Source organism: Vibrio sp. V30_P3S12P165 (assembly GCF_009904905.1).
Taxonomy (GTDB): domain Bacteria; phylum Pseudomonadota; class Gammaproteobacteria; order Enterobacterales; family Vibrionaceae; genus Vibrio; species Vibrio fujianensis.
In genome coordinates this window covers 1-26976 of the sequence record NZ_WXWH01000002.1, presented here as the reverse complement: position 1 = coordinate 26976, position 26976 = coordinate 1, and the positions used below count along the sequence as shown (strand labels likewise).

Annotated in this window: 25 protein-coding genes and 2 pseudogenes; 19 read left to right on the top strand and 8 right to left on the bottom strand. The window is 42.7% G+C overall.

Translation table 11 applies throughout. The features are described 5' to 3' along the window. The first annotated feature begins 50 nt into the window (after positions 1-50). From yiaK to CAG57_RS00150, 12 genes are all read left to right on the top strand, one after another. Positions 51-1052 carry a 3-dehydro-L-gulonate 2-dehydrogenase gene (gene yiaK, locus CAG57_RS00205; RefSeq protein ID WP_099612238.1) on the top strand — a complete coding sequence of 334 codons (1002 nt, stop codon included), beginning with the start codon at positions 51-53 and terminating at the stop codon, positions 1050-1052. 24 nt (positions 1053-1076) lie between these two features. Next, positions 1077-1568 (top strand): TRAP transporter small permease, encoded by a 492-nt coding sequence (locus CAG57_RS00200; protein ID WP_161428135.1) that lies wholly within the window; start codon positions 1077-1079, stop codon positions 1566-1568. Next, the gene (locus CAG57_RS00195) at positions 1565-2851 is read left to right on the top strand and encodes a TRAP transporter large permease subunit (RefSeq protein ID WP_161428134.1); all 1287 of its coding nucleotides are present in this window, start codon (positions 1565-1567) and stop codon (positions 2849-2851) included. The genes CAG57_RS00200 and CAG57_RS00195 overlap by 4 nt, the downstream gene beginning before the upstream one ends. A 15-nt stretch (positions 2852-2866) precedes the next feature. Continuing rightward, positions 2867-3841 (top strand): TRAP transporter substrate-binding protein, encoded by a 975-nt coding sequence (locus CAG57_RS00190; protein ID WP_161428133.1) that lies wholly within the window; start codon positions 2867-2869, stop codon positions 3839-3841. 86 nt (positions 3842-3927) lie between these two features. Then, the gene (locus CAG57_RS00185; protein WP_161428132.1) at positions 3928-4620 is read left to right on the top strand and encodes an L-ribulose-5-phosphate 4-epimerase; all 693 of its coding nucleotides are present in this window, start codon (positions 3928-3930) and stop codon (positions 4618-4620) included. Positions 4621-4714: 94 nt separating this feature from the next. After that, positions 4715-5203: a YhcH/YjgK/YiaL family protein gene (locus tag CAG57_RS00180; protein WP_161428131.1), complete on the top strand. Its 489-nt coding sequence runs from the start codon at positions 4715-4717 to the stop codon at positions 5201-5203. Then, complete coding sequence (locus tag CAG57_RS00175; RefSeq protein ID WP_161428130.1) at positions 5203-6696, top strand: FGGY-family carbohydrate kinase; 1494 nt, start codon at positions 5203-5205, stop codon at positions 6694-6696. The genes CAG57_RS00180 and CAG57_RS00175 overlap by 1 nt, the downstream gene beginning before the upstream one ends. Beyond that, positions 6689-7333 carry a 3-keto-L-gulonate-6-phosphate decarboxylase UlaD gene (locus CAG57_RS00170; RefSeq protein WP_161428129.1) on the top strand — a complete coding sequence of 215 codons (645 nt, stop codon included), beginning with the start codon at positions 6689-6691 and terminating at the stop codon, positions 7331-7333. Before CAG57_RS00175 ends, CAG57_RS00170 begins: the two co-directional genes overlap by 8 nt. 7 nt (positions 7334-7340) lie before the next feature. Then, positions 7341-8099 carry an IclR family transcriptional regulator gene (locus CAG57_RS00165; protein WP_099612230.1) on the top strand — a complete coding sequence of 253 codons (759 nt, stop codon included), beginning with the start codon at positions 7341-7343 and terminating at the stop codon, positions 8097-8099. A gap of 9 nt (positions 8100-8108) precedes the next feature. After that, positions 8109-8978: an L-ribulose-5-phosphate 3-epimerase gene (locus CAG57_RS00160; protein ID WP_161428128.1), complete on the top strand. Its 870-nt coding sequence runs from the start codon at positions 8109-8111 to the stop codon at positions 8976-8978. A 10-nt stretch (positions 8979-8988) separates the two neighbouring features. Continuing rightward, entirely contained in the window at positions 8989-9312 is a 324-nt protein-coding gene (locus CAG57_RS00155) for a hypothetical protein (protein WP_161428127.1), read from the top strand. A 68-nt stretch (positions 9313-9380) separates the two neighbouring features. Continuing rightward, a complete protein-coding gene (locus tag CAG57_RS00150; protein WP_161428126.1) occupies positions 9381-10586 on the top strand; it encodes an MFS transporter in 1206 nt (401 codons plus the stop codon). A 191-nt stretch (positions 10587-10777) separates the two neighbouring features. Here the strand turns inward: CAG57_RS00150 and CAG57_RS16000 are convergent, their stop codons facing one another. From CAG57_RS16000 to dcuC, 4 genes and pseudogenes are all read right to left on the bottom strand, one after another. Further along, a complete protein-coding gene (locus CAG57_RS16000) occupies positions 10778-10915 on the bottom strand; it encodes a hypothetical protein (protein WP_202597918.1) in 138 nt (45 codons plus the stop codon). A gap of 342 nt (positions 10916-11257) precedes the next feature. Then, positions 11258-11725: pseudogene (locus CAG57_RS00145) on the bottom strand (NAD-dependent malic enzyme); the annotation flags it as partial. Continuing rightward, on the bottom strand, positions 11725-13083 hold the full coding sequence (locus CAG57_RS00140) for a class-II fumarase/aspartase family protein (protein ID WP_161427864.1): 1359 nt from the start codon (positions 13081-13083) through the stop codon (positions 11725-11727). The pseudogene CAG57_RS00145 and the gene CAG57_RS00140, both read right to left, overlap by 1 nt. Before the next feature lie 10 nt (positions 13084-13093). Then, positions 13094-14455 carry a C4-dicarboxylate transporter DcuC gene (gene dcuC / locus CAG57_RS00135; protein ID WP_161427865.1) on the bottom strand — a complete coding sequence of 454 codons (1362 nt, stop codon included), beginning with the start codon at positions 14453-14455 and terminating at the stop codon, positions 13094-13096. Positions 14456-15098: 643 nt separating this feature from the next. Here dcuC and CAG57_RS00130 point away from each other — a divergent pair. The 5 genes and pseudogenes from CAG57_RS00130 to CAG57_RS16080 form a co-directional block, all read left to right on the top strand. Beyond that, positions 15099-16142, top strand: a complete 1044-nt coding sequence (locus CAG57_RS00130; protein ID WP_099612224.1) for a porin — start codon at positions 15099-15101, stop codon at positions 16140-16142. 9 nt (positions 16143-16151) lie between these two features. Then, the gene (locus tag CAG57_RS00125; RefSeq protein WP_161426938.1) at positions 16152-16931 is read left to right on the top strand and encodes a DUF4886 domain-containing protein; all 780 of its coding nucleotides are present in this window, start codon (positions 16152-16154) and stop codon (positions 16929-16931) included. Between the two features lie 142 nt (positions 16932-17073). Then, positions 17074-17958 (top strand): MurR/RpiR family transcriptional regulator, encoded by an 885-nt coding sequence (locus CAG57_RS00120; protein WP_099612222.1) that lies wholly within the window; start codon positions 17074-17076, stop codon positions 17956-17958. 256 nt (positions 17959-18214) lie between these two features. Further along, complete coding sequence (locus tag CAG57_RS00115; protein WP_161427244.1) at positions 18215-18583, top strand: rhodanese-like domain-containing protein; 369 nt, start codon at positions 18215-18217, stop codon at positions 18581-18583. A gap of 23 nt (positions 18584-18606) precedes the next feature. Then, positions 18607-18853, top strand: a pseudogene (locus CAG57_RS16080) (Na+/H+ antiporter NhaC family protein); the annotation flags it as partial. 228 nt (positions 18854-19081) lie between these two features. Here CAG57_RS16080 and CAG57_RS00105 read toward each other — a convergent pair. The 3 genes from CAG57_RS00105 to dgcN are packed head-to-tail and all read right to left on the bottom strand — an operon-like array spanning position 19082 to position 21928. Further along, positions 19082-19939 (bottom strand): D-amino-acid transaminase, encoded by an 858-nt coding sequence (locus CAG57_RS00105; RefSeq protein ID WP_099612220.1) that lies wholly within the window; start codon positions 19937-19939, stop codon positions 19082-19084. A 10-nt stretch (positions 19940-19949) separates the two neighbouring features. Continuing rightward, positions 19950-20924, bottom strand: a complete 975-nt coding sequence (gene dgcA / locus CAG57_RS00100) for an N-acetyl-D-Glu racemase DgcA (RefSeq protein ID WP_099612219.1) — start codon at positions 20922-20924, stop codon at positions 19950-19952. Beyond that, positions 20924-21928, bottom strand: a complete 1005-nt coding sequence (gene dgcN / locus CAG57_RS00095) for an N-acetyltransferase DgcN (RefSeq protein ID WP_161427243.1) — start codon at positions 21926-21928, stop codon at positions 20924-20926. The genes dgcA and dgcN overlap by 1 nt, the downstream gene beginning before the upstream one ends. Positions 21929-22738: 810 nt before the next feature. On the opposite strand from dgcN, the gene CAG57_RS00090 reads away from it, so the two are divergent. Then, a complete protein-coding gene (locus CAG57_RS00090) occupies positions 22739-24112 on the top strand; it encodes an alanine/glycine:cation symporter family protein (protein ID WP_099612217.1) in 1374 nt (457 codons plus the stop codon). A gap of 62 nt (positions 24113-24174) precedes the next feature. Continuing rightward, on the top strand, positions 24175-25287 hold the full coding sequence (alr, locus tag CAG57_RS00085; protein ID WP_099612216.1) for an alanine racemase: 1113 nt from the start codon (positions 24175-24177) through the stop codon (positions 25285-25287). A 507-nt stretch (positions 25288-25794) separates the two neighbouring features. Here the strand turns inward: alr and CAG57_RS00080 are convergent. After that, positions 25795-26976 (bottom strand): hypothetical protein (locus tag CAG57_RS00080; protein WP_237666054.1); only part of this gene is annotated, 1182 nt, incomplete at its 5' end.

Sequence of the window (26976 nt, the reverse complement as noted above, 5' to 3'; positions counted from 1 at the left end):
TAGTGATAATAAATTCCGTATTATGGAACTTAATTAAACGGAGAGCGCAAATGCCATTAGTATCTATAGAAAAATTACAACAAGAATATGAACGCATCCTCTTAGCTCGCGGCATGAAACCTGATATGGCAACTAAATTAGCGGCAGGTTTTGTTGAGATGGCGAACGAAGGAACTTATTCACATGGTATTAACCGTTTTCCGGTGTTCATCGAGCAAGTAGATAAAGGACAAATCAAGCTTAATGCTGAACCAGAATGCGTTAATAGTATGGGAGCGTTAGAGCAATGGGACTGTCATTTTGGCCCAGGGGTGCTGAACGGATTAATTTGTGCAGAACGCGCAATGGAACTGGCTCGTCACTACGGTATTGGCATGGTTGGCATGCGTAACTCTAACCACTGGATGCGTGGCGGAGCTTACGTTCTAAAAATGGCACGCGAAGGGTTTGCTGGTATCGCATCAACTAACTCTATTGCGGTGATGCCAGCTTGGGGAGGAAAAGACCATCGTGTCGGTTCCAATCCACTGATTATGGCGATTGCTGGCGATCCTCCTGTTGTTGTCGACTGCTCCATGACTCAATTTTCCTATGGACAATTACAAAACTTCGTATTGGCAGATAAAGAGCTGCCTGTCGTTGGCGGTTTTGACAATAACGGTGAACTCACCAAAGACCCACATGTACTTTGGGAAAATAAACGCCTCCTTCCTATGGGCTTTTGGAAAGGCTCTTCAATGGCGATTGTCCTGGACATGATGCTAACGGCAATCACTGGTGGTAACTCGGTGCCAGCACTGACGGAAGATATGGGCGGTGAATTTGGTGTATCTCAATTCCTAATCGCTATCGACCTAAGTAAAACAATGGACGAAAGCCGTTACAACGCAGAAATGAAACGGATTCGTGACTACGTACTGGCTTCTGAACCTGCAGAAACAGGCTCCGTCATGATTGCAGGATCTGAAATTCAACACTTTATCGATAAACACAAAGCGGCCGGTGGCATCGAAATTAACGATGGCATATGGGATCAAATTACCTCTCTGTAATTCTCCTAAGGTAGGGAAAGCTTTATGCAAAGTTTATTTAAGAATATTTGGAAAAGCATCGACGTCATCATGGCGGTCATACTCACGTGTATGATCGTCCTCGTGTTTACCAACGTGGTATTACGTTACGGCTTTTCATCAGGTCTTCGTCCCTCTGTTGAACTATCTCGCCTTGGTCTTGTATGGGTTGTCATGCTTGGCGCTGCTGTTGTGCTGCGCCGAGGTGAACATCTAGCTGTGTCGGAATTTTCAGAACGGTTATTTCCAAAGGCTGTCCCCATGTTAAGGCGACTTTGTTGGGTCGTCGTGCTCATGTCAGTAGGCATGCTTTACATTGGTTCATATCGCCAAATGATGGCTAACTGGTCAGATATTTCTCAACTTACAGGGCTTCCTTCCGCGTTATTTTACTTAGCTGGCGTGGTGTCAAGTGTGCTTATGGGAGTCATCGCTTTGGTGCGAATCTTCAAGCCAGACTGGCAACTAGATAGCTTAGAAGAGGAAAAACAATCATGACTCTCGCCATTTTCTTATCGGTATTGCTTGTCTCAATCTTGCTTGGTCTTCCGGTTGCTTTTGCACTGCTATTGTCTTCAATAGCACTGATGCTACACATCGACTTCTTTAGCCCAGATATTCTGGCGCAGTCGTTAATTAATGGTGTAGATAGCTTCACGTTGCTTGCGATTCCATTCTTCCTCATTGCCGGTGAAGTGATGGCATCAGGTGGTTTATCACAGCGTATCGTGCGCTTAGCAACAACTTATGTCGGGCATCGTCAAGGAGGTTTAGGTTACGTAGCCATTATGACGTCGGTTCTGCTTGCAGGGCTATCAGGTTCAGCAGTCGCAGATGCAGCCGCCCTAGTCAGTATTCTTTATCCAATGATGAAAGCCGCGAAATATCCTGAAGCACCGTCAATGGGCCTGCTTGCTTCTGGCGGGATTATCGCCCCAGTGATTCCTCCTTCAATTCCTCTGATATTAGTCGGCGTGGCAGGAGGTATCTCAATCAAAAATTTATTCCTAGGAGGTATTGTTCCCGGTCTATTAATGGGGCTGACTTTAATGTTTATTTGGCGCATGACTGTTCATAAAGAGAATCTAGCCACGTCAGAGAAAGCAACCACCGCAGACAAACGTGCAGCGCTGAAAGACGGCGTTTGGGCACTGTTATTACCCGTTATCATCATTGTAGGCATTCGTTTCGGCATTTTTACACCAACTGAAGCGGCAGTTGTCGCAGCAACTTACGCCATTTTTATCTCAACCTTTGTTTACAAAGAACTAACTCTTAAAAAGTTCTACCACATCGTTATCAACGCAGGCCGTTCAACCGCTATGGTAATGTTCTTAGTCGGCTGTGCCATGGTCGCAGCATGGCTAATTACGGTGGCACAACTTCCTCAGCAGCTCGCTGAACTGTTGGGCCCACTGGTAGATAGCCCTCGTCTTCTAATGGCCGTCATTATGCTACTTGTATTGTGCATTGGCATGGTAATGGATTTAAGCCCAACGATTCTAATTCTTGTACCTCTATTAATGCCAGTCATCAAAATGGCAGGCATCGACCCAACTTATTTTGGCCTGTTATTCGTTATTAACTGTTCGATAGGTTTGATTACGCCTCCAGTAGGCACCGTACTAAACGTCGTGTGTGGTGTCGCTAGAGTTCCAATGTCTACTGCTGTGAAAGGTGTATTGCCATTCATTGGTGGATACATGGTTCTACTTGCATTGTTTGTCATATTTCCAAGCATTATTACTGTGCCAATGTCATTTGTCATTGGTCAACCTTAGACGGAGAAAATCATAATGAAAACGCTACTAAACATCACGTTACTAGCTTCAACCCTCGCAATGAGTGCTAACGTACTTGCTGTAACAACCTTGAAACTAGCACATGCGGCACCGGAATCTGATTTACAACAAGATTTATCGTTGTTCTTCAAGAAAGAAGTGGAAATTCGTTCTAATGGCGATATTAAAGTCAATATCTATCCACAAGGCCAGCTAGGCAGCGATAAGCAGATGATCGACGGCTCTCGTGCGGGCATTGTCGATCTAGCCATGGTTGGTTTAAATAACTATAACGGTTTAATGCCTGAATCAGCAGCCTTTACCCTACCATTCATATTCCCCAATCGTGAAACTGCATACAAAGTTCTAGATGGAGAGCCTGGCCAAGAAGTGCTCGCGAATTTCGAGAAATTTGGCCTTAAAGGCCTTGGATATCCCGAGAACGGCTACCGTAATATGACTAATAATAAAAAACCCATTCGCACACCAGCAGACGTAAAAGGGCTGCAGATGCGCGTCAATAACTCTAAAGCGCTTAATGATATGTTCAACGAACTAGGTGCTAACCCACAACAGCTTCCAGTATCAGAGCTTTATACCGCGCTTGAAACTGGTGTGGTTGACTCTCAAGATCATCCGATTTCTGTAACACTTTCATTTAAATTCAATGAAGTACAAAAGTACCTAAGCCTTACACAACATGCTTATTCTCCTTTAGTTCTTACCATGAACTTACGCAAGTTCAATGGGTTAAGTCCGGAACAGCAAAAGATTATCGAAGAAGTTTCAGCAGAAGCGATAGCGATGCAGCGCAAACTTAGCATTGAAAAAGAAGACGAGATGATCGCATTACTTGAAGCTCAAGGTATGCAAGTAAACCGTGATGTCGACGGTGCAGCATTCCAAGAAACAATCCAACCGGTTTGGAATGCATACATCGAAAAACATGGCGACAGCATGATCAATAAGATCAAGGCTGCGGCTAAGTAACTTTTGTCACGATTGCCTAAACCGCTCATTTGGGCAATCTCGTTTTTCATTTTCTTCCTATAACAAAAAATAATGGCAGTTTACTTATGTACAAACAATTAAAGCAACGCGTTCTCACAGCAAACTTACAGTTACCCAAATATGGTCTGGTTACCTTTACATGGGGCAACGTATCGGAAATTGATCGTGAACTTGGCGTGATTGCTATCAAACCGTCAGGCGTAGAATACGATGTGATGACGGTCGATGATATTGTTGTTATCGATCTGGACGGAAATCGTCTCGAAGGCGCGCTAAATCCGTCAAGCGATACCGCTACCCATATTGAGCTTTATAAAGCTTTTCCAACCATCGGCGGTATTGTTCATACCCATTCACGCAATGCCACGATATGGGCGCAAGCTGGGCGAGATATCCCTGCCTTAGGTACAACTCATGCTGACTACTTCTATGGGGATGTTCCTTGCACACGTTTACTGAGTAAAGAAGAGATTGAGACCGATTATGAAAAGAACACAGGGTTGGTCATTATTGAAGAATTTAATAGACGAGCGATTGACCCACAAGCGATGCCAGGAGTCATTATCGCTGGTCACGCACCATTTACTTGGGGCAAAAACGGATCAGATGCGGTGCACAATGCGGTCGTGATGGAAGAAATTGCAGCGATGGCAACGGCAACACGTGCTATCAGTCCAGAAGCCATTATACAACCAGAATTGCTCGACAAACACTATCACCGCAAGCATGGTAAAAACGCATACTACGGGCAAAAGTAAGGGGGTTCTATGAAATCTAATGATGATAAACAGAGCTTGGCTGAGTGATTAAGTCAGATATTTCTCAATCCCACCCACTAAAACAGAGGACGCCATGTTAGTTGGAAATACTCAACCTACTTCAATAACCCAGTCTTATCCTGTCGTTATTCAGAATGTGCTGGACTATTTAAATCGTCTTGATCAAGCTTCTCTCGCATTGGGCCGCCACGAATTCCCTCACTTGGATTCTAATAAAGCATGGTTTGTAGTGCTGGAATACGATAAACAGCCTGTGGAAAATTTCAAACCTGAAGTTCATAAATACTATGCTGATTTACAAATCGTACTTGAAGGCAATGAAACCATGGCATGGTCTATCGATACCGGTGAGCACGAAGCTTCAGAACCCTATCTAGAACAGCGAGATCTGCAATTCTATAAAAATGAAGGTATCACACTCAACTTCATTCACGCGACTCCGAACCAGTTTTATTTGTTCACACCCAATATCGTGCATATCACCAATATTCAAAATGATGACACCCAACCCGTCCGAAAACTGGTGGTTAAAATTCATCACGAATTACTGGAAGCTAAATAATGAACTACTACATCGGGATTGATTCTGGCGGCACCTTTATGAAAGCGGCACTATTCGACGCTAAAGGGACGCAGCGAGGACTAGCTCGCGTTTCAGCGACTGTTATCAACAATCAGCAGGGCTGGGTTGAACGTGATTTGGATGCCCTTTGGAACAATGCGGTTGATGTTATTAGGCAATTATTAATAACCACGAAAGTTGATCCAAACTGCATCAAGGGGCTGAGTATTTCCGCTCAAGGAAAAGGGGTTTACCTACTCGATAAACAAGGGGAAAACCTAGGCTATGGCATTATGTCTTCCGATGCACGCTCTTTGCCTATTGTTAAACAATGGCTGAAACAAGGTATTGCCGAGTCGACCTATCCAAGCACGTTACAAACGCTTTGGACAGGACACCCGGTTTCTATTCTTCGCTGGATTAAAGACAATGACGCTCGGCGATACAACGATATCGGTGCGGTACTGATGGCGCATGACTATTTAAGATATCGCCTAACCGGAGAAGTCGCAGCCGAACTTACTAACATTTCTGAAAGTAACTTATTCAATTCCATCACTGGTCAATACGATCAAGCATTATTGGCAACCTTCGGTATTGAAGAGATCTGGGAGGCGCTACCTCCGATCATTAAACCGCAACAACAAGCTGGGAAAATTACCGCGGAAGTCGCTTTGGAAACGGGCCTTGCGGTAGGTACTCCCGTGTTTGGCGGCCTATTTGATGTCGTCTCTACCGCTATCTGCTCAGGAATCAATTCGTCGGAAGAAGCGCTCAATTACGTAATGGGTACCTGGTCGGTAACCTCAGGCATTGCAAAACAAGTGACCAAAGATAACCATCCTTTTGTCTACGGTCACTACGCCATTGACGATGAGTACATTATCCATGAAGCCAGTCCGACCTCAGCAGGAAATTACGAATGGTTTGCAGATTATTTGGGTGAAAACGGACAGCTCGATCACATCCAAAATCAAGCCTTAGTGGCCGCATTAGAACCAGCAGCAAGCACTGTCTATTTTGTCCCTTTCCTTTATGGCTCTAATCAAGGGTTAGGTCTGAAATCGGGCTTCTATGGTCTTCAATCACACCACTCTAAAGCTCACCTAATTCAAGCTATCTGGGAGGGGATCCTGTTCTGTCACAATCTTCACCTTGAACGAATGCGTCAACGTTTTCCAAAAGCAAAAGTGCTTAAAGTAACCGGCGGCCCAGCAATGAGCCCGGTATGGATGCAAATGTTAGCTGATCTAACTGGGATGACGGTCGAGATCTCAGATGTTGATGAAACAGGCGCATTAGGTGCGGCGATGATAGCCATGGTCGGCTCTGGCGAGTTTGATTCACTTCGTGACTGCATTCATAGCATGACAAGATCAGTATCACGCATCGAGCCTAACCCTAATCACTACAGAATTTATCAAAAAAAATACCACAACTATCAAAAACTCGTTCAGTTATTTAAACAATTTGAGGATGAAATGGATGCCTAAACCACTATTACAAATGGCTCTGGATGCAACCGATCTGGATACCGCTCTCGCCGCTATCGAGCACGTTGCTGATAAACTTGATGTCATCGAAATCGGCACTATTTTAGCTTTCGCACATGGCGTGGACTGTATAAAAATCCTCCGCAAAAAATACCCAAATCATACCCTCGTCTGTGACATGAAAATCACGGATGCTAGTGCTATTTTGGCCCGCTTAGCAATGGAAGCTGGTGCCAACTGGGTTACCGTCAGCGCTGCGGCTCATATTGAGACCATTCGCTCAGCAAAACGCGTCACCGATGAATTCAATGGAGAAGTGCAAATTGAACTTTACGGCCACTGGACAATGGAAGATGCCAAAGCGTGGATTGAAATGGGAATTACCCAAGCCATTTACCATCGCTCGCGTGACGCTGAGCTTGCTGGTATCAGTTGGACCCAACAAGATTTAAATAAAATGCAGGAATTATCGAATTTAGGAATTGAACTATCCATTACTGGTGGTATCGTGCCTGACGAACTGCATTTGTTTAAGAATCTTTCGGTTAAGTCATTTATTGCTGGTCGAGCTTTAGCTGACAGTCATGGTTGTGAAGTGGCTGAAAGTTTTCACAATGAAATAGGAAAACATTGGTAGCACATATATGAGTGAGCAAATTAAGTCGTTGTCTAAGGCATTGAGTGTTCTGGAATTTTTAGGGAAATACCCCAATGGTGTTGCTCTACAAAAAGTGTCAGAAGGCACTGGCTTTAATAAGTCTTCCGTTCACCGCATATTGGCAACGTTTGAAGATTCAGGATACGTTGCTCAAATAGGTTCTGGCAAAGAATATCGCCTCACGATGAAGTTAGTACAGCTTGGTCATGCCGCGATCAACTCAGATGTCACCGGTAGCGTAAAACCCTTCCTTTTAGAGCTACTTGATGATGTCAATGAAACCGTGAATTTTCTGTCATTTGATGCCGACAATATCATCTTTAGGGACAAACTCGAACCCGTCAACGCCGCCTTTCGAACCCGAACCTATGTGGGGTTGCATTCTCCCATGTACTGTTCAGCCGCAGGGAAATGTTACCTAGCATTTAGTACTGATGCGGTGCGAGAAACTTATTGGCAACGTAATGTCAGCACCATAAAACCGTTAACTGAGAATACCATACTCGATAAATCTCAGTTTTTTAGCGCGTTAGAGAAAATTAAAGCGCGCGGTTACGCCCTGGATGATGAAGAAAACGAAGCTGGTATTTCTTGTGTTGCCGTCCCTATTTTTGACAAAAACAATACTCCTGTATATGCGGTCAGCGTTTCTTCATTAACACCCAAAATGAAAGCTCTAGGGTATGAAAAAATCGCAAGTAAGATTCAAGACATCACCACGCGTATAGAGAAACAACTTTTTTAAGGACAAAGCATGTTCAACTCTCACAACAAATTTAGATTAGGTATTTACGAAAAGGCGCTACCAGACGATCTTTCTTGGCAAGATCGATTAATTAAAGCGAAAGAGGCGGGATTTGATTTTATCGAAATTTCAGTGGATGAAACCGATAAGCGTCGCGCCCGTCTTGATTGGTCAGATGAAGAGATATACCAACTTCGACGCTTATGCGAAAAATACCAAATGCCATTGCAATCGATGTGCTTAAGTGCACACCGAAAGTTTCCATTTGGTTCAATGGATGAGAATATTCGTGCTGAGTCCCAGCGTATCATGGAAAAAGCGATTACTTTGGCATACAAACTAGGTATCCGCTGTATTCAGATGGCCGGCTATGACGTTTATTACGAACCGCAATCAGAAGAAACCCATCACCGCTTTATTGAAGGAATGAAACAAGCAACCAAGCTAGCGGAAAGAGCCGGTATCATGCTCGGCGTGGAGATAATGGATACCCCATACCTCAACTCGTTAAGTAAATTTGAAGTCCTTAAGCGAGAAATTCCATCACCTTATTTTATGGCTTACCCAGATGTAGGCAACATCTCCGGTTGGAATTACGATGTGTGCACTGAGCTGAAATTAAGTCGCGATCATCTTGTACAAGTCCATTTAAAAGACACACTACGCGTTTCAGAAACCAGCGATGGTCAGTTCCGAGATTTAGTTATTGGCGAAGGCCAAGTAGACTTCGCTGCCATTTTCAAAACATTAGCCGATATCGACTACCGTGCACCTCTTGTTATCGAAATGTGGGCACAAAACGACAACTGGTTCGAAGATATCACTCAAGCGAAAGCAACACTCAAATCTATCGCCAACCAATCTGGTTTTGAGTTATAAGGACACATTGATGACTATTATTCGCACCGCGTTCTTTGAAGCAGATTTAACCGAAGAACAAAAACAAGACTTCTACCAATATATGGAGAAGGAAGTGGCTCCAATCATTCGTACTTTTCCAAATAATCTAGGGGTCGTGCTTAACAAACCCAAAGCCATTGAAGCAAACAGTCATAAGAACTTACTGCTTATGATGCAACACAAGTACGAAGACGAAGCTTCAATGCGCCAAGCTTTAGATTCAGATGCTCGAATAAGTAGCATGCTCGCAACCGAAATTATTGTAGAAAAATACAATATTCATGTTCACCACATCAACTTTGTACGTGACTAGGTTTTCTTAAATAAAGCCAAAAAAAGCAGAAGGCTATCTTCTGCTTTTTTATAAGTAAAGGAGAGACAATGCTACCTCTTCATTTAAAAGATGCTCCGCTTGTCTTGCTGTCACTGATCTTTTTTATTTGGGGGGTGATTACGGTTTCAAGCAACTCCCTTATTCCTTACTATAAAGATGCCTTTTTACTCGATTATAAAATGTCCATGCTATTTCCAATGGCTTTTTTTATTACACGAGTAACCGTTTCGCTCCCTACTTCTTTCGTTATGGCGAAGTTCGGTTATCGAACCACCATGAAATATTGTCTTTGCTGGTGCTTTGCGGGCTGCTTGGTCATGGCTTATCTTGTCAGAACAGAGTCGCTGTACCCAACCTTATTGGGAATCTTACTGATGGCATCTGGAATCTCAGCCATTCAAGTAGTCAGCTCACCTTACGTATCGCTACTATCTACACCAGATAAAAGTGTCATTAGGCAAAGTATTGCGACGGCGGCAAATTCCGTTGGAACCGTTCTTGGCCCACTACTACTAACTGGAGTGATGGTTGCAGCAACGGCCATCGGAATCCAACAAACTTCACTTCATGTTTCCACCCTGTTTTTGCTTATTGCAGGCTTTTTTGCCGGGCTACTGGTACTTTTCAATAACATTGATTTGCCTGACATCAAACCTAAACAGCTCTCCGGCTTTTGGCAAGGCCTTGCATGTTTAGTACGCAACCGAGAGTTTATGACGCTCGCGGCGGTGCTATTATTTTATATTGGTGTCGAAGTCAGCTTTGGCACTTTTACCATCATCTACCTCGCCGACGAATACTACGGAGGTTTGGGCCTGATTAAAGCGACACAATTTATTAGTGCTTATTGGATCTGTATGTTTGTAGGCCGTTTGCTATTTGCGAAATTCGGCTATTTAATTAACCGACATGTCCTTTTCACGCTTGCATGTCTTATCGCTGTACTGATTAGTGTTATTGCGTTGTTTGCACAAGCAAAATGGGTAGGTTTTCTATTGTTATTGGTAGGACTATGCAATGCCACTCTTTACCCTATCATATACGCACAAGCGCTACATGCATCAGGTAAATATAGTTCACAAGGTGCCGCTATCTTGATTATGTGTTCAATCGGAGGTGTGATATTACCCTTCTTACAGGCAAGCTTGATTGACATTTTTTCGTTAAGCACTAGCTATATTACGCCCGTTATAGCCTATCTAATCATGACTATTTTATATTGGTCGAGCTTAAAGAAACAGGGGGAATCTTAAGCCACCATAAACCTATCGATATCCTTCCGACTTCACGCTGCAGGGGCGCGTTTCTCCGAGCATATCGCTTGTCTATGCTCATGGTAATTCACTCATTTACCGCCTACCTGCAACGCCAAGTTGTTTGGGCATATCGATTATATCAGTAAAGCAAGTAGTCGATAGTCGCGATAGACCGAAGCCCATTAATATTAAACCCAAGCAGACGCCACAAGTAACACGATAGCAGTCATAACAACACTAGCTTTAGCAAAGAAAAAGACTTCATTAAAAAAAGAAGGTTTCCGTGCTATCTGGTGGCTTTGATTGCTCATTGCTGCAGTATTCATACCCTTTACTCTCATCTCAATGTAAAACAAGAGTAACTTTGCACCAAATTGTGACCAAGGTCAAAACATTTTGGTGTTTTATCACACAATTAGTAAACCATTGCCCTTAAGATAAAACATGGTTCCAATTTATTCGGATAAAAAACAAAGGAATGATACCAAATGGATCAGTTTTGCATGATCGGTGGCACTCTTTTACTAAGCTGCCTGTGCGGCAGTGAACATAGAATAAATCAATAAAAATAAGTGACAACCGTTAGTTAGGTTAACAATCACATTTTTATCTTGTTAAAAAGCGCCTATTGTAACTCCTTGTATTTAAAGGTTATTTAAAATGAGAGCACCTAAACCGAGAATCCGTTCGCCATCGGTAATCACAATGACTTTGACATGAGGATTGGGTGCGTTGTTGAGTATCGCTTCTAACTCGTCTTGATCTTCAAAACTTAAAAATAGCCCTCGATTGCGACGGTAGATTTGCGAAAATTTCTGGCACGCTTCTCCCACCGTTGGTGTATAGATGATCGGCATCATCTCTTCGATGTGTTGGTTGATCAACCGGAAGTAAAGCGTTTCATTGGTATCTTGAATATTGCGTAAGTAGATGTGCTTTTCTATTGCGGAGTTGAACAAGGAGAACTGCTCATAAGCGCGACTCACTTGCTCATCAATGGTTTCAATAGTAGCTGGTAATAATCCAATCAAATTGAAGTTTTTACGCTCTTCCAATGTGAAAGCACTACCTTTATTTAATAGCGGGGTATTTAACAAGGTATTCCCTGCTTGGCGGATAAACATTTTCTTCGACATTAGTAAGCCACCTTTCGATAGAGCTCTATCGTTTCATCAATCAACGCATCATTACAGCCGAGATAGTGTTGAGGATCGCAAGCCGCATCAATTTCTTGGTCCGTTAATATCGCTAATACCTCTGGGTTTTGTTTCAATATTTGCGCTAAATCGCCTTGTTTTGGGGCTTGAGCAATGGCCTTTTTGATGCTGTTGTAACCGATACTGCGCCCCACTTTTTCTGCTGCTTTCATCATTACCGCCTCTGACATAATGAAATGCCGAGACGCCGAAAAATTGCTGCGCATTTTGTCTTGATGGACGATCAGCTTCGCAATGAGTCGCTCCGCACGCTCGAGCGCCGTGGAAACGGCCAATGATGCCTCAGGGACTAAGCTCCAATTCAACACGCGCATTGACGCTGCACGAACATCTTGTTGATCCATCAGATTGGGCGCGCCACTGGCATACATCCACCCCATTCGAGATAAGGTCTGGATCATATTGGCGGCTCTTGGATTGGCTTTATGGGGCATGGTACTTGACCCCCCACCCGATTCACCTTCGCACACCTCACCAAGAGCTGCTCGTCCCATGAGTTCCGTATCATTCGCGATGCGACATAAGGTACCGTGAATTAAAGCAAAGAACTGAATTAACTCGACAATATTGTCTAAGCTGGCATTGCCCAATCCTTTCGGTTCAGTCAATTCGAGCTTGGCAAATAGTCGCTGTCGAACCGCTAACCCGTGGGAACCGATTGAAGACAAATTACCAACGGCACCACCATAAAGACCGGTCGTCACACGAGGATATAGCTCATCAAGGCGTGTCAGATGCCGAGTGATCTCTTGAAGATAACCACTGACTTGAAGCCCCCATGTGGTCGGCAAAGCATCCATTGCGTTGGTTCTTGCGACCATCACCGTACCTTTATGTTTTAATGCCATCAACTCAAGCTGCCCCCCTAACGCAACCAGTTGTTGACGAACGATGTGCAGCGTCTGCTTTAAGCGCATCGCAAGACTGGTATCGAGCAAGTCTTGGGTGGTACACCCCCAGTGCAGATATTGTTTTACTTCATCATTTCCTTGTTCTGAAAGCTGATCGACCAGCGGTTTGATAGCCATGCCTACGGTAAGTGTGTCTTGTGCTAAACGCTCCCAATCTAAGTGGCGAATATCGCACACCTGTTTGATAGCGCTTGCGGCAGAGTGGGGAATTATTCCCAACTCAGCTTGTACCTCTGCAATGTTGCTTTCAAAAGTCAGCCAAGTTCGGATTAAATTTTCATCCGACCAAACTTGTTTCATCTGCTTTTGAGTAAACAGCGGAGAATAAAGGATTGAATCAAATACAGATATGTTTGAACCTTGCATAAATGATGCCTTATGCTCCAATAAAAGTGATGGCTAACACGCTCACTAAACCGCCAAGCATTGGAATGGCAGTTCGTTTGACCAGTTCAATGGGAGGAATACCAGCAACTCCTGCACAAGCAATCACAACTCCTGAAACGGGTGAAAATGAGCGGAAGATCCCAGCGGAAAGCTGCATAGGTAATGCAAGAGCCGCTGTTGAAACACCAACGTGGGCCGCCACATCTGGTGCTAAGTTGGAAAAGCTGAAGAAAGCCGCATTACCAGAACCCGACATCAATGCTGTCACACCGATGATAGCGACTAACATGATAACCATCATGGTGTAACCAAAGCCAAGATGCGTAGCAACACCCAGCATGCCAGAAATAAAGCCAATGGCTTTAAGGCCCACGACGAAAGTTTGCGCAGCGATAATGAGTGATACAACACCGGCAAATACATCGCCCATGCCTTGTAAGTAAACTTTAAGTGAAGCCGCAACTGCCTTGCCATCTTTTGAATAAAGGTAATCGCACAGCATCGCAAACGTCAGGCTGATAAACATGGCTGTGACAACATCAATCTTGATAGAGGTGATCGCGAACTTACTGAAGGTCAAAAGCAGTACAAGAGGGAGAACAGGCAATACAGCAAACCATATTGGAGCCTCGCGAGACGAGTCTTCTTTTGCTTGCAGTTCGTATGAAACGCCATTGACTTCGTCACGCTTATCAAACCATTTTTGACAAACAAAATGTAGAACCGCAATCACAAGTGCCGTACACACCCCGACAAACAGTTGATGCTCTACAAAGTAAGAAGCGGCATCAATACCAATGACTTCCGCCGCTTTATTTGAGGCTCCAGAAGCAGGCCCCAAATCCAAACAAGCGGTTGTTGCAAGCACAGCGGCTACTGATGCTGGGGTACAGCCAATTCCCACCAAGACTGGATATAGGGCAACCAATAACAACATCGCCAGACCAACAGCACTTGGAATAAAGACATTCAAAAACTGCCCCAAAATGTAAGCAAGAGCGAGAATGATGTATGGGTTGTTAATTGCAGAGAGTGGTTTAGTCGTCACTTTAACCAGCGCATTGGCTGCACCGATGTACCCCATATATTTTGAGAAACCACCAACCGCCATGATAATTAAACCAAGCTTGGCCAGTGTTGAAGAAGAAATCGATTTGATGACCAAAAAGAAATCAACCACAGTAGCACCTGAAGAGTTCACCCCTTTGGGTAAGAACTCAGGCCCACCAGCAGTGACCCCAATCAGCATCATTAAAATACCAGAACCAAATAATACCGCTTGTGTATTGTACTTCTTGATGATTAGAAATCCTGCCCCAAAAACAACCGGCAGAGCGAGCAGAGCAACCATATGATTCACCTTTATTTAAGTATTAAGTCACCGCTATCTTGTTTCTTAGGTGTGAAAAGCAACATGGGAAGTGCTCTTTCTCTAGAAAAAATGTGAAGCAATTAAAACTCTCCTTCTCGATAACTCGTTAAATCATTGCTTGTTCAAATGACTATCATCATTCACCGTTATATCGCCATTCTTTAGGCAACCTCGATCACAATTTAAATAAAGACTCATTGTATAATGTTGCTTTAATCGTATTGATTAGCCTGTCATGAGAAGTTGAGTTTCCCATGATTCCCACCCTTAAATAATCTAATAACACTATGAATTATATTAATTTTTCTATTTTTATCTTACATACTTAACATCACGTAAAGCAGTGGGAATTTTCATTTCTCATCACACACGCATCTGGTCAACAAATTGTAGCCATCATTTTAACTAGCTCACAATCTCACCAAATCATTCGCCCTCTCACCTTAGCTTTTCGCGTATTTATCAGCAGGAAATACACCAAACGAATGACTCACATAACAAAATCAAATGGAAATAAGAGATCTATCAATATTTAAGCAGGGAAGCGGTAATTCCCCTATTTTTTCACAGAACCACTCATTACGATGCAACGGTTTCCAATAACAAGCATGGAATGAGCATAATGATTAGAAATAAACTTCTCTTAACCCTTTTACCTACCCTCTGCCTCGCGTCGTTCGCTCAGGCACAAACTGTTTATGATGATGAAACCAATACACTAGATATCTATGGTCGATTAGAAGGCCAAATCGCTCAGGGGGACGGAAGTTTCGCTGGTGAAGATGATAGATCAGGAAGAATGAGTGGTCGCCTTGGTTTTGCTATGAGTCGAGAGCTAAGTGCAATTGAAAATAGCCGTGTCATCGGTAAATTTGAATGGCAAATTCGTACAGAAACGAATGATACTCGCCTTGATGAGGGGGAAGATTTAGAGGCTCGTTACAATTATCTAGGCATCGAAAATGACGATTGGGGCATGGTGATCTTTGGCCGAACTAAAAACCCAATGTATCAAGTGATGAAGATGACCGATAAATACAAAAACTACACTCCCGGTATCTACAACTATGGTATCTCGTCCATTGATACTTCTTACAAGTACAACCGCCAAGACGCAACTTTACAATACAACGGCTACTTTGGCATTCATGAAGTTCAAGTCGCTTATGTGATGGGAAATGGCGAGAATGATCGCCTTGATAACGGGATAATGGCGAGTTATCGAATGAACTATAAAGGCAATGGTTTCAAACTGTCCCCTGCTCTTGCCGTTAGTCGGTATAAGCGCAAGGATGAAGCGACTGGAACATCACGCAAGCAGCACGATCAAATCATGGCCGGTATCGAACTAGGATGGAATGATTTCAAATTTGGTGTAACGGCTGACTATGTTGACATCAAGCAAAATAGCGGTAATCACGACAAATACTTTGGTATGGATTCAATCATTTCTTACAAATGGGATCGCTTCACCGTTCTTGCCGGATACAGCTTCTTGGATGAAAAAGACCAAGACGTTTATGAAAAAGAAGATTGGCGTATTGAAGGTCAATGGACTCTTGCCCGACGCACTTACCTATCTTTAACCTATGACCGAGAACTTGCCTCTAAAAATAAAGACAGTGATGACGATTCAATCACGCTTGGATTGCGTTACGACTTCTAAGGACTTGTGATGAACAAACTATTTAAAACCACTCTACTCAGTACGGCATTAGCAATAAGTAGCTTTGCTGCTCATGCCGATACACTTATCGCACCATCACCAACAGCAAAAATGGACGGTGATAACAAAGTCATTGCGATATACGGAAACTCCTATACCCACTACAACAATAACTTAAATACTCGACTACGTGATTTAACGCGGTCTTTGTTACCCAATAATGCAAAAGGCTACAGTTATCGAGGTATCACAATTTCAAGTGGCCGCTTAGGTTGGCATGAGCAAAACCTTCGTTTTCAAAATACGTTAAAACAGTGGGACGTGGTCATATTTCAAGGTAATTCAATGGAGCCTATTACTAAAAAAGCCTCTTCACGAGAATACTTTGAGCAATCGGCAAAAACCATGGCGAACATCGCGCATGATGCTGGTTCTAAAGTAGTTTATTTCATGACGTGGGCTCAAGAATCACACCCTGAGCAAACACACGCACTTGCCAAGGCTTATCAAGATATCGCAAAAAAAACCGGCGGATATGTTGCGCCGGTGGGTTTAGCCTTTGAGCAAAGCATGAAGCGCCATCCTGAGATCGTCCTTTATCATAGTGATGGTAAACATCCATCGCTCGCGGGAACTTACTTAGCGGCATGCGTATTTTTTGCCACCTTGTACAATCAATCTCCCGTTGGCGGTGCAGCTCCAACTGACACGGATATGCCAACAGAAACAGCACAGAAGCTACAAACGGTTGCTTGGGATGTCGTCCAAGACTATCAAATGAATCACTAGACAATATGAGGCTTAACTCTTCTGACCTAAAAAGTTAAGCCCACTTCTTTTACTAGGCTCAAATTTCAAAACAGAAAAATCAAACAGAACCCATTCTTGTGATAAGCTTCTTTTTCAATAGTGAACATCCTTAACGGCGTATATGAGAGATAACCTCAATTTAAACACCTACAAACTGCTAGCAGAGCAGGTTCAAGTCCTAACAGAGTCAGAAGCCAATTTACACGCTTTTATCGTTGGCCATTTTGAAGAACTTTCTTACTATGGCATCATCGATCTGGCTCAAAAAGCACAAGTCAGCAAAGCAACCATAGGACGGTATTTAAATAAGCTGGGCTTTACTGGTTATGCAGCATTTAAGAATGCACTCAAAAAAGAGCTGATAACCCATAATATGATTGCTCCAATCGAGGCTAATAAATCGAAGCTTTTCAATCAAGAAATTGATGTCGAGACAGAAGCTCAACGCTATATTGGTAATATCACCCAACTTATTGATCAGTTCTATCAGGAATTGAATATCGAGGATCTCGATAAGCTTTCACAAAAAATTGCTGATAAAAAGCGTATAATTTATGTGGTTGGCCCCGCTTCCTCACATTCTTTAGCTTTGCATTTTTCAACCTTGCTTAAATACAGCCGCTCTAATGTGGTTTTGTTACCTTTAGACAAAAGTGAATTACCCAAGGCAATGCTGGGCATTAGCGACAATGATGTCTTAGTGGCTTTTTCTTATTACCGATTCAATCCAGTTGTCTTGGATATCACTAAATATTTCAATAGCAAACACGCCTTCGTCGCCATGGTAACTAACACATACTCAAATCCTTATGGTATCTACAGTAACGTACAGTTTGTTTTGCCTAGTGATGTTGACTCCATCTTTCACAGCCGCACGATCGGCTTCTTGTTTGTCGAATTACTGCTGTTTCTTGTACAAAAAGTCTCTCGAAATAACGATAATTTTGAAGAGCTTGAGGCGCTATTTAAGTTCTTTGGCACTTTCTCTTCCCTTGAGTTTAAATAACATTTTCATGACCTTACAATTGAGTCAAGTTCTGGCGGTGAGAATAAAATAAACTAAACTAATTAACGGATTGTTGATTAACGGTAAAAAATACAACCATCAGTGAAAATCAATTCTGTATTATTGAAACCCACCATCACTAATATAAAATCAATCAGAACTAAAGGGTTCCATACAGTAACTTCAACTAGAATATATCATATCAACCCCATTTTATTTATTTTTCTTTATGGATTGCTAACGATTAAGGATAAACATGCGAAATTATTTATTGGCTTGGATTGGCCCTACCTTAAGCTTAATCTTGCTGCCAACAACAGCATTTTCCTCACCTCGCGCGGAAATAGCTTGGTCGATGATTACCGAAGGTGCTGTATTGATTGATGTTCGCACCGAGCAGGAATTTAAACAAGAACATCTAGAGTCAGCGCTGAATATCCCACTAAATGAAATTATTAGTTCTGGCCGAATACAATTTACCAAAGATCAACCAATCGTACTCTATTGCCGAACAGGCAACCGTTCTAATATCGCCAAACAACAATTGATTAAACAAGGTTTTACTCGTATCCATAATGCAGGTGGACTGAATGAGATCCGCCAGCTGATAGCGAATAAGAATTAAGTTAACAAGCAAGCATGAATGTAATCGCGAAGCTGTTTAACCATGGCAATTTTTCTCAATGATGATCAGGATTTCATTGGTGTATTGTGCCTTTTTATTCGCTTCTATTTTGAATCTGACTGACCACTAAACGTAGTGCTAAGTCAGTTTCTACATGCGATTCACACTACAGCTCAGCGGATTTTCTCGACTGTTTTGGCAATCATCACCGTGTTTTTCACCACATCTGACAGCAAGTTAGCTCTGCTAATTCCTGATGAGTTGTTCCAATTGGATAGCCTACTATGCGCTTTGGTCAATGTGTAGAAAAGGCTATAAATCTAATGACAAACAATAGCATTTCGGCCAGTTTATTTAACTGTTGCTGATCTGAAATAATTGAAGAAATCCATGTTGGGAAACAAACCTTGATTCAGCTTCGCCATGCCAATATTAAACTCGACGCAACGCACCCAGCGCAAAGCTGGGTGAAATCACGAAAGAGCATAGCTCATAAATTTATTGAGCGAACTCAAGAGCAGTCTTGATATAGATGTCGCGTAATATCAGTGAAATCTCACCGGGTTTACCCTCACCAATTGGCTTACCATCAATCGCTACCACGGGCCAAATGAACGTGGTAGCCGAACTGATAAAAGCTTCTTGGGCGGCATACGCTTCTTCGATAGTGAAAAACCGTTCTTCAACCAACATCGAATATTCTTTGACGAGAGCCATGAGTGAAGCTCGTGTTATTCCATGAAGAATATTATGACTCAGAGGACGCGTGACCAAGGTTCCTTCTTTAGTAACAATGTAAGCGTTACTCGATCCCCCTTCGGTCACAAACCCCTCTTCGATCATCCATACATCTTCAGCACCTGCCAAATGTGCAGCATGCTTTGCCATGCAAGCGGGGAGTAAACTGGTGGTTTTAATGTCACGACGACGCCAGCGGATATCGTCGATAGAAATCACTTCAATACCCGTTTTAACTTTCGGACTTTCAATCAACTGGCGTGCTTGTGTGAATAACACAAGAGTCGGCTGAATCTCTTCACTATAAGAGAAATCTCGATCACCTTCTGAGCCACGCGTTAACTGAAGATAAACGCCCCCTTCGACCAAGCCATTTTTTTCAATCAGTGTACGCTGAATTTTCGTTAACTCGTCTCCTGTCACTGGCAGCCTTATCCCAAGCTCTCTGGCAGAACGTTCGAGTCTGGCTAAGTGCCCAGAGTGATCGATCAATTTTCCCTTTAACACCGCGGTGACTTCATAGACGGCATCTGCAAATAAAAAGCCGCGATCAAACACTGAAATGGTTGCCGCCGACTCTTTCACGTACTCACCATTTAAATAAACTATCCGTTCCATCACTTTTCCTTTAACCCCATAATTCAGACTTGAAAGGCAACATCACATTGCGCTCAAATTCAAAACCAGATTCAATATCTTGAGCCAGCAGCAGAGGCCCATCTAAATCCACCATATCCACCCCTTGCGCCACAACAAATGCAGGGGCCATACTCAATGAAGAGGAAAGCATACAGCCAATCATGACACTTAAACCGGCGGCGCTTGCTTCCGCTTTTAAAGCCTGCGCTTCGGTTAATCCACCTGTTTTATCCGTCTTAATATTGATCATGTCGTACCGTCCGATAATGTCGGGTAAACTCGCTCGATCATGACAAGATTCATCCGCACAGAGAGGAATAGGACGTGGTAAATGCGCAAGTATTTGATCTTGATGAGCAGGAAACGGCTGCTCAATCATCGCAACCCCCAATGTTTCCAACTCAGGGATCAAGGCTAAATAAATGTCAGACGTCCAAGCTTCGTTAGCATCAAGCACGATCCTCGCACTCGGCGCTCCACGGCGAACGGCTTGCACTCGGGCAAGATCTTCCGGACCACCCAGTTTCAATTTTAACAGGGGGCGATGTGCATTATCTTTCGCTGCCTGTTCCATGTTTAACGGTGTATCAAGCGACAAGGTATAAGCGGTTGTTAATGGACTCGCTTGAATACCCGTTATATCCCAAATCGACCGATTCGATAACTTACACTCTAAGTCCCACATCGCACAGTCAATCGCGTTACGCGCGGCCCCCGAGGGCAGCCTCTCCTGCAACTGACCCCGTGTTAACCCTGCTTTTATCTCTGGAATTACCGACGCGATTTGCGCTAATACGCTCTCTATAGATTCACCATACCGACCATAGGGAACGCATTCACCACGCCCCACTCCTCCTTGACTTTTCATTTCAACCATTATCGTATTGACGCAGGTTTTACTGCCACGGGCAATGGTAAAACTGCCTTGGATCGGCCAACTGTGGGTATGCAGATAAACCTCCATTAGACCTCCGCTAACTTATCAACAACCCGAGCGACTCCTTGACGAAAAGGATCCACAACCGGTAGCCCAAGCTCCGATTCCACTTTGTCCATATAGGCCAAGGCTTCCTCTTCTTGCATTGCTGATGTATTAATAGAAACCCCCACAAATTTTACCGCCGGATTTGTCACACGAGCGGTGGCTAAATTCGCTTCCATACATTGTTTTAGATCAGGAAGAAGATACTCAGGAAGGCCTCGCATATGCGTACGGGTTGGCTCATGGCAAAGCACTAAGGCATCGGGTTGTGAACCATGAATAAGGCCGGTTGTCACGCCAGCATAAGAGGCGTGGAAGATAGATCCTTGACCTTCAACCACATCCCAATGCTCTTCTGTCGACTCCGGCGTAATGGTCTCAATAGCACCTGCAATAAAATCGGCGACCACGCAGTCCACACTCACACCCCCACCGGTAATAAGAATGCCCGTTTGCCCCGTCGCACGAAAATCCGCCTCCATACCACGAGCTTTCATCTCTTTTTCTAACGCTAAAGCCGTATACATTTTACCCACAGAGCAATCGGTTCCCACCGTCAACACGCGCTTACCTTGACGTTTTTTACCATTTGCAACGGGGTAAACCTGAGTCGGATAACGCACATCCGATAACCGAGTGCCTTTTTTCTCAGCCGCACTTACCAATTCAGGAATATCCGCCAATTTGTTATGCAATCCCGCCGCGATATCCATTCCAGCTTCGATAGCCGTCAACAACACCGAGATCCACTCTTGAGAAATCAGCCCCCCTCGGTTAGCCACACCAATAATCAAAGTTTTTGCACCTCGATTAACGGCTTGCGTAATATCCATCTCTTCTAAACCGACATCAGCATTGCATCCCGCCAAACGATATTGACCAATACAATACTCTGGACGCCAGGTTTTAATTCCTTGCGCCACTTTCGCGGCCAGCGCATCGGCAGCATCACCTAAAAAGAGTAAATAAGGTTGTTTAAGTTCCATCTCGATTTTCTCCACAAAGAGTCATTAAATTAGAATAGTGATTAATTTCATCCCTCACTAAACATTACAGTGCAAAATTTGTGACAAAAATGAAAATCCGTAAAGAAAAATCAAGAAGAAATGCATTAAAAATGCAAAATAAAGAATAAAAACTCAAAAATACAGAATAATTACTCACAAAGAGAAATCAATACGAAAAACCCTAAAATTCATTAAACACCAACAATAAACACGATATCAACACAAAACTCCAAATTGAAAACATAAATACTAATAATACAATTTCATTCTATTCCCCTAGAGTTTTATGTAAACAGTCCTCCTGAAAATAAAACCAGTGATTTAAACCAATAATATTTCATTCTATAAATTTTAATAAATCGTGATAACCCTCTCATTCCCTGATTACATTTATCACTCTCTTCATTTTCATCTTCATAAAAAGATGAATAACAGGCTAAAAATAACCATTTTGGTGCACTTCTGACTAATTCTAGTGCATGGTTGTGCATTATTAGCCCATAACTTATAGAAACAAATTCCATCCTCACATCAACCCGTCAATACACCACTCACTCCATAACAACATTATCGTTCAAAAATAAATAAATAATAAGAACATTATAAAAGCACCGCTCCATTAAATAAACATGGATAGATTATCCACCTATTTTGTATGGAAATTTAACGTATAAAGAGGATTCATCAGCGAGAAAAAAATTGATTAAGCGCCGTACTGGTCTGCAAATTGCTTAGTCAGTCTAAAGGTGAGCAATAACTTATTTAATTAACTTTTTATGGTGAAAACAGATGGAACTGATTCAACAACTCATTAGCCAAGTCAATGGCGTTGTATGGGGCCTCCCCATGCTCGTTATTATATTAGGTATTGGTATTTATCTAAATATTGGCTTGAAATTCATGCCCTTTTTTAATATTGGTCGCGCCTTTAAACTATTATGGAAAGGCAGAAAAAATGCTCAGAATCAGGACGGTGAAATCCCCCCCTTTCAAGCATTAATGACCGCCCTCTCAGCCACGATTGGAACCGGTAATATTGCAGGTGTTGCTACTGCCCTTTTTATTGGAGGGCCCGGAGCACTATTTTGGATGTGGATGACTGCGTTACTGGGTATGGCCACCAAGTATTCTGAAGCCGTATTAGCCGTTAAATACCGAGAAACCGACAGCAATGGGAACCATGTTGGCGGCCCCATGTACTACATCAAAAATGGGATGGGTAAGAAGTGGGCTTGGCTCGGAACCGCATTTGCTTTATTTGGTACCTTTGCCTGTTTTGGGATTGGTAATGGCGTTCAAATTAACTCGATTGCTCAGGTCATGCACTCAACCTTTGACTTTTCTCCTTTGATTGTTGGGCTCGTTGTCATGATACTTTCAGGAGCCGTCCTTTTAGGGGGAATTAAGCGCATCGGGGCTTTTGCCGGTGCCCTTGTGCCATTAATGGGAATGGCTTACGTTGCTTGCGGCTTAATTATTTTACTGCTTAATATCGATAAAATCGGAGGCGTAGTTGCCCTCGTGCTAGAACAAGCCTTCACTCCAACTTCTGCTCAAGGTGGATTTGCGGGAGCGACGATATGGATGGCGATTCGTTTTGGTGTCGCACGAGGTATTTTTTCTAATGAAGCAGGCTTAGGTTCAGCCCCCATTGCTCATGCCAGTGCACAAACCGATGACCCAGTACGGCAAGGTTTAATTGCGATGCTGGGAACGTTTATTGATACGATCATAATCTGCTCCATCACTGGCTTTGTCATTATTATCTCTGGAGAATGGACCTCGGGAATGACAGGAGCTGAGCTCACGTCAGCCGCATTTGATCAAGTAATTCCTGGGTTTGGTCGCTATTTAGTTACTATTAGTTTAGCTATTTTCGCCTTTACCACCATTGTTGGCTGGTCTATATATGGCGAACGCTGTATCAGTTACCTCTTTGGCACCAAAGCCATAATCCCCTTTCGTGTGATTTTCGTCTTGGTGATTCCCGTTGGGGCCATAATGGAACTCAACTTGATTTGGCTATTAAGTGACACGTTAAACGCCATGATGGCCATTCCAAACTTGATCGCTCTTGGTGTATTAAGCCCAGTCGTTTACCAAGCAACCAAGCACTATTTTGCTCGCCAGACAGTACAAGATCCGGCCAAAGCTGAATATTAATCATATCAACGCCTTCTAACTAAAGTAGGAGGCGTACGCAAAAAAATAATTAGGAATGATGTATGATCACAGCAGAAGCCGTTATCAATTTGGCTGCTCTTCGTCACAACTATGAGCAGCTTAAGCAAAAATGCGGAAATAAACCCATCATCGCCGTACTTAAGGGAGATGCCTATGGGCACGATGCTCTTAAAACAGCGCAAGCTCTACCCCAAGCAGATATGTTTGCTGTTTCTCGTATAGAAGAAGCTCTTGAATTGAGAAAAAAAGGAATTGCTCACCCTATACTGTTGCTCGAAGGCTGCTTCTGCCCAACAGATTTACAGCAAGCATCGGCACTAGAATTGGATACGGTGATTCATTGTAAAGAGCAGCTAGCACATCTTCAATCAACCCATATATCAGCCCCTTTGAACGTTTGGTTAAAACTGGATACGGGGATGCACCGCCTTGGTATTCATCCCTGTGAACTGCACGATTACATAACGCAGCTCGAAGCCACTCAAAAACTGAGCGGCCCTGTCAGATTTATTAGCCACTTGAGTTGTGCAGATAACCTCACCTTACCAGAAACTTCAGTGCAAGTTGAACTATTTTTAGCACAAACGGCCCATTATGCAGGGGCAAAAAGTATTGCTAACTCCGCAGGTATTCTTTACTGGCCACAGTCCCACCTTGACTATATGCGTAGTGGTATTGCGCTTTACGGTATTAGCCCAAATCAAAATGATACCGGTCAAGATCACGGCTTACGCTGTGTCATGACGCTATGCTCTAAGCTTATCGCTATTCGCGAACACAAGAGCCAACATCCGGTTGGCTACAATCAATCTTGGACATCACCACGAGATACGCATATAGGAGTGATAGCCATGGGTTACGGAGATGGTTACCCTTGCTCCGCGCCCACAGGAACACCGGTTTATATTAATGGCCGTTTTGTGCCAATTGTCGGACGCGTGTCTATGGACATGATCACGGTTGATCTCGGTCCAGAGTTACAAGATAATATCGGCGATAATGCAGAATTTTGGGGCGAAAATTTGCCAATAGAGCATGTCGCCAATCATATTGGCACCATCGCCTATGAATTAGTAATTAAGCTAACGAAACGGGTAAATAAACGATTTATAGACAAGCCGTTGAGCTGTAAGCGTTCACCAGTAGCGTGTTGATTAAGTGTTTAGGTAAAGTACTGAGGAATCCCCTGATGATTACATGAAATAATCTCGACAATTAGCTAGGTGCGGAGAAGCAAATAACCCAGCATCAAACTTGCTTCCCTTAAATGGTCTCCAAATTGATGTAGGCCCAGAAAATATTTCTGATGCCCATTGTTTTAAACTTGTTGAAAACATCGTAACTGACCTTGTAGTTATATCAAAATAGATCAGTTCGAGATTTATCAGCTAAATTAAAAAATCCCCCAGATTTTCATCGAGGGATTTGTGCATGAAAGACAGGCTAAAGGCAGCCTCCCGATTACTAGGACTAATCAACTAAAAAATAATAAAGACTATCACTATTTCTGACCAAACTCACTGCGTCATAATATTCAACGAATGTCATTTTAACGATTTATCCCAGATACTAAGCAGTAATATTATTTACTCACTTTGTGATCAAGAATCAAAAAGAATAGAGTGTAAACACCAATTTAAAAAGCTTTTAATATTAAATCCTTAAAAATCAACCTGGAATTCAGCTTGTGTGGTATTTTCCCCATGAGAAGTTAGTACATGTCCAACCCACAGACGAACTTGTGGTTCAAACCAATATTGAATTTGAGGGACAAACTTATCTGTGAATTCATCATGAGAGACGGTCACAACAGGCCCCCACCCCTTAAGCCCCTCAGGAAAATATTGATAAGTGGCCGAAGCAGAAAAGCCCAAACCACCTGTCGTATAGCCCCTTTCTCTAACCTCCGCTTTCGTTTCTCCGTGTTCTCGTTCTGAATAAGAAATAACGGTACCCAAACGACCATTAAAGCCAAATTGTTTGTAACCACTCAAAGAATAGGTCAATAAGTCATCACTATGTCTATTGAGCGCAGTATCTGATTTAATGTCACTATTGATATCAACGTTACCAATAATTGAACTATTATATCCTGTATTTAAGAAAGGCTGTCCATTATGAATAGAAAAATAAATTCCGTAAGCATCTGCAATGAAAGGATAAATATTTTCTGTTTGATAACCAATATCTAAACCAGAAATTTTTGAATTATAATCGTAACTCGCATGAATAAATAGGTTATTATCAAAATTATTCTTATATATAATTTTCCCTGCATTTTTACCACCGGCATCCGCTTGTATATTATTTTGACCAAGCATACCAATGTCGGCAGAAAATACAGCCCATGTCGCCGTATGCTTAGCATAGACCAACGCACCATATTTATCAGATTCAATACCAATGATTAAATTTTCCCATGTCGCACTTTCATCAAGATCATCGTAGCTATTGGTTCTTTCTCCATCAAAAGTACTATAAATCTCCTTCGCTTTTAACCAAAAATCACCAGTAAAACCTAAGTCATCGGTAAACATCGTTTTTCCTCTGAGCCTTAGGCTTGCTTCTAACGAACTGGATCTATTATCACTACTATTTCCCATATTCGTTGTACCTTGAAGCCTTAAATTATAATACCATCGCGTATTATTTTCATAATCCGTAAATCGTGATAGTTCACTGCCATTATTTGGATCTAAATAATTTTCAATCCAGTTACCATCATTATTTTTAGCAAAACAAGGAATACTAAACAATGAAGATAAAATGAGACATGCAGAAGTTAGTGTCTTTTTCATATTAATTTTCTTATTTTCTGAAATAAAAATCCATAGACAGCTATT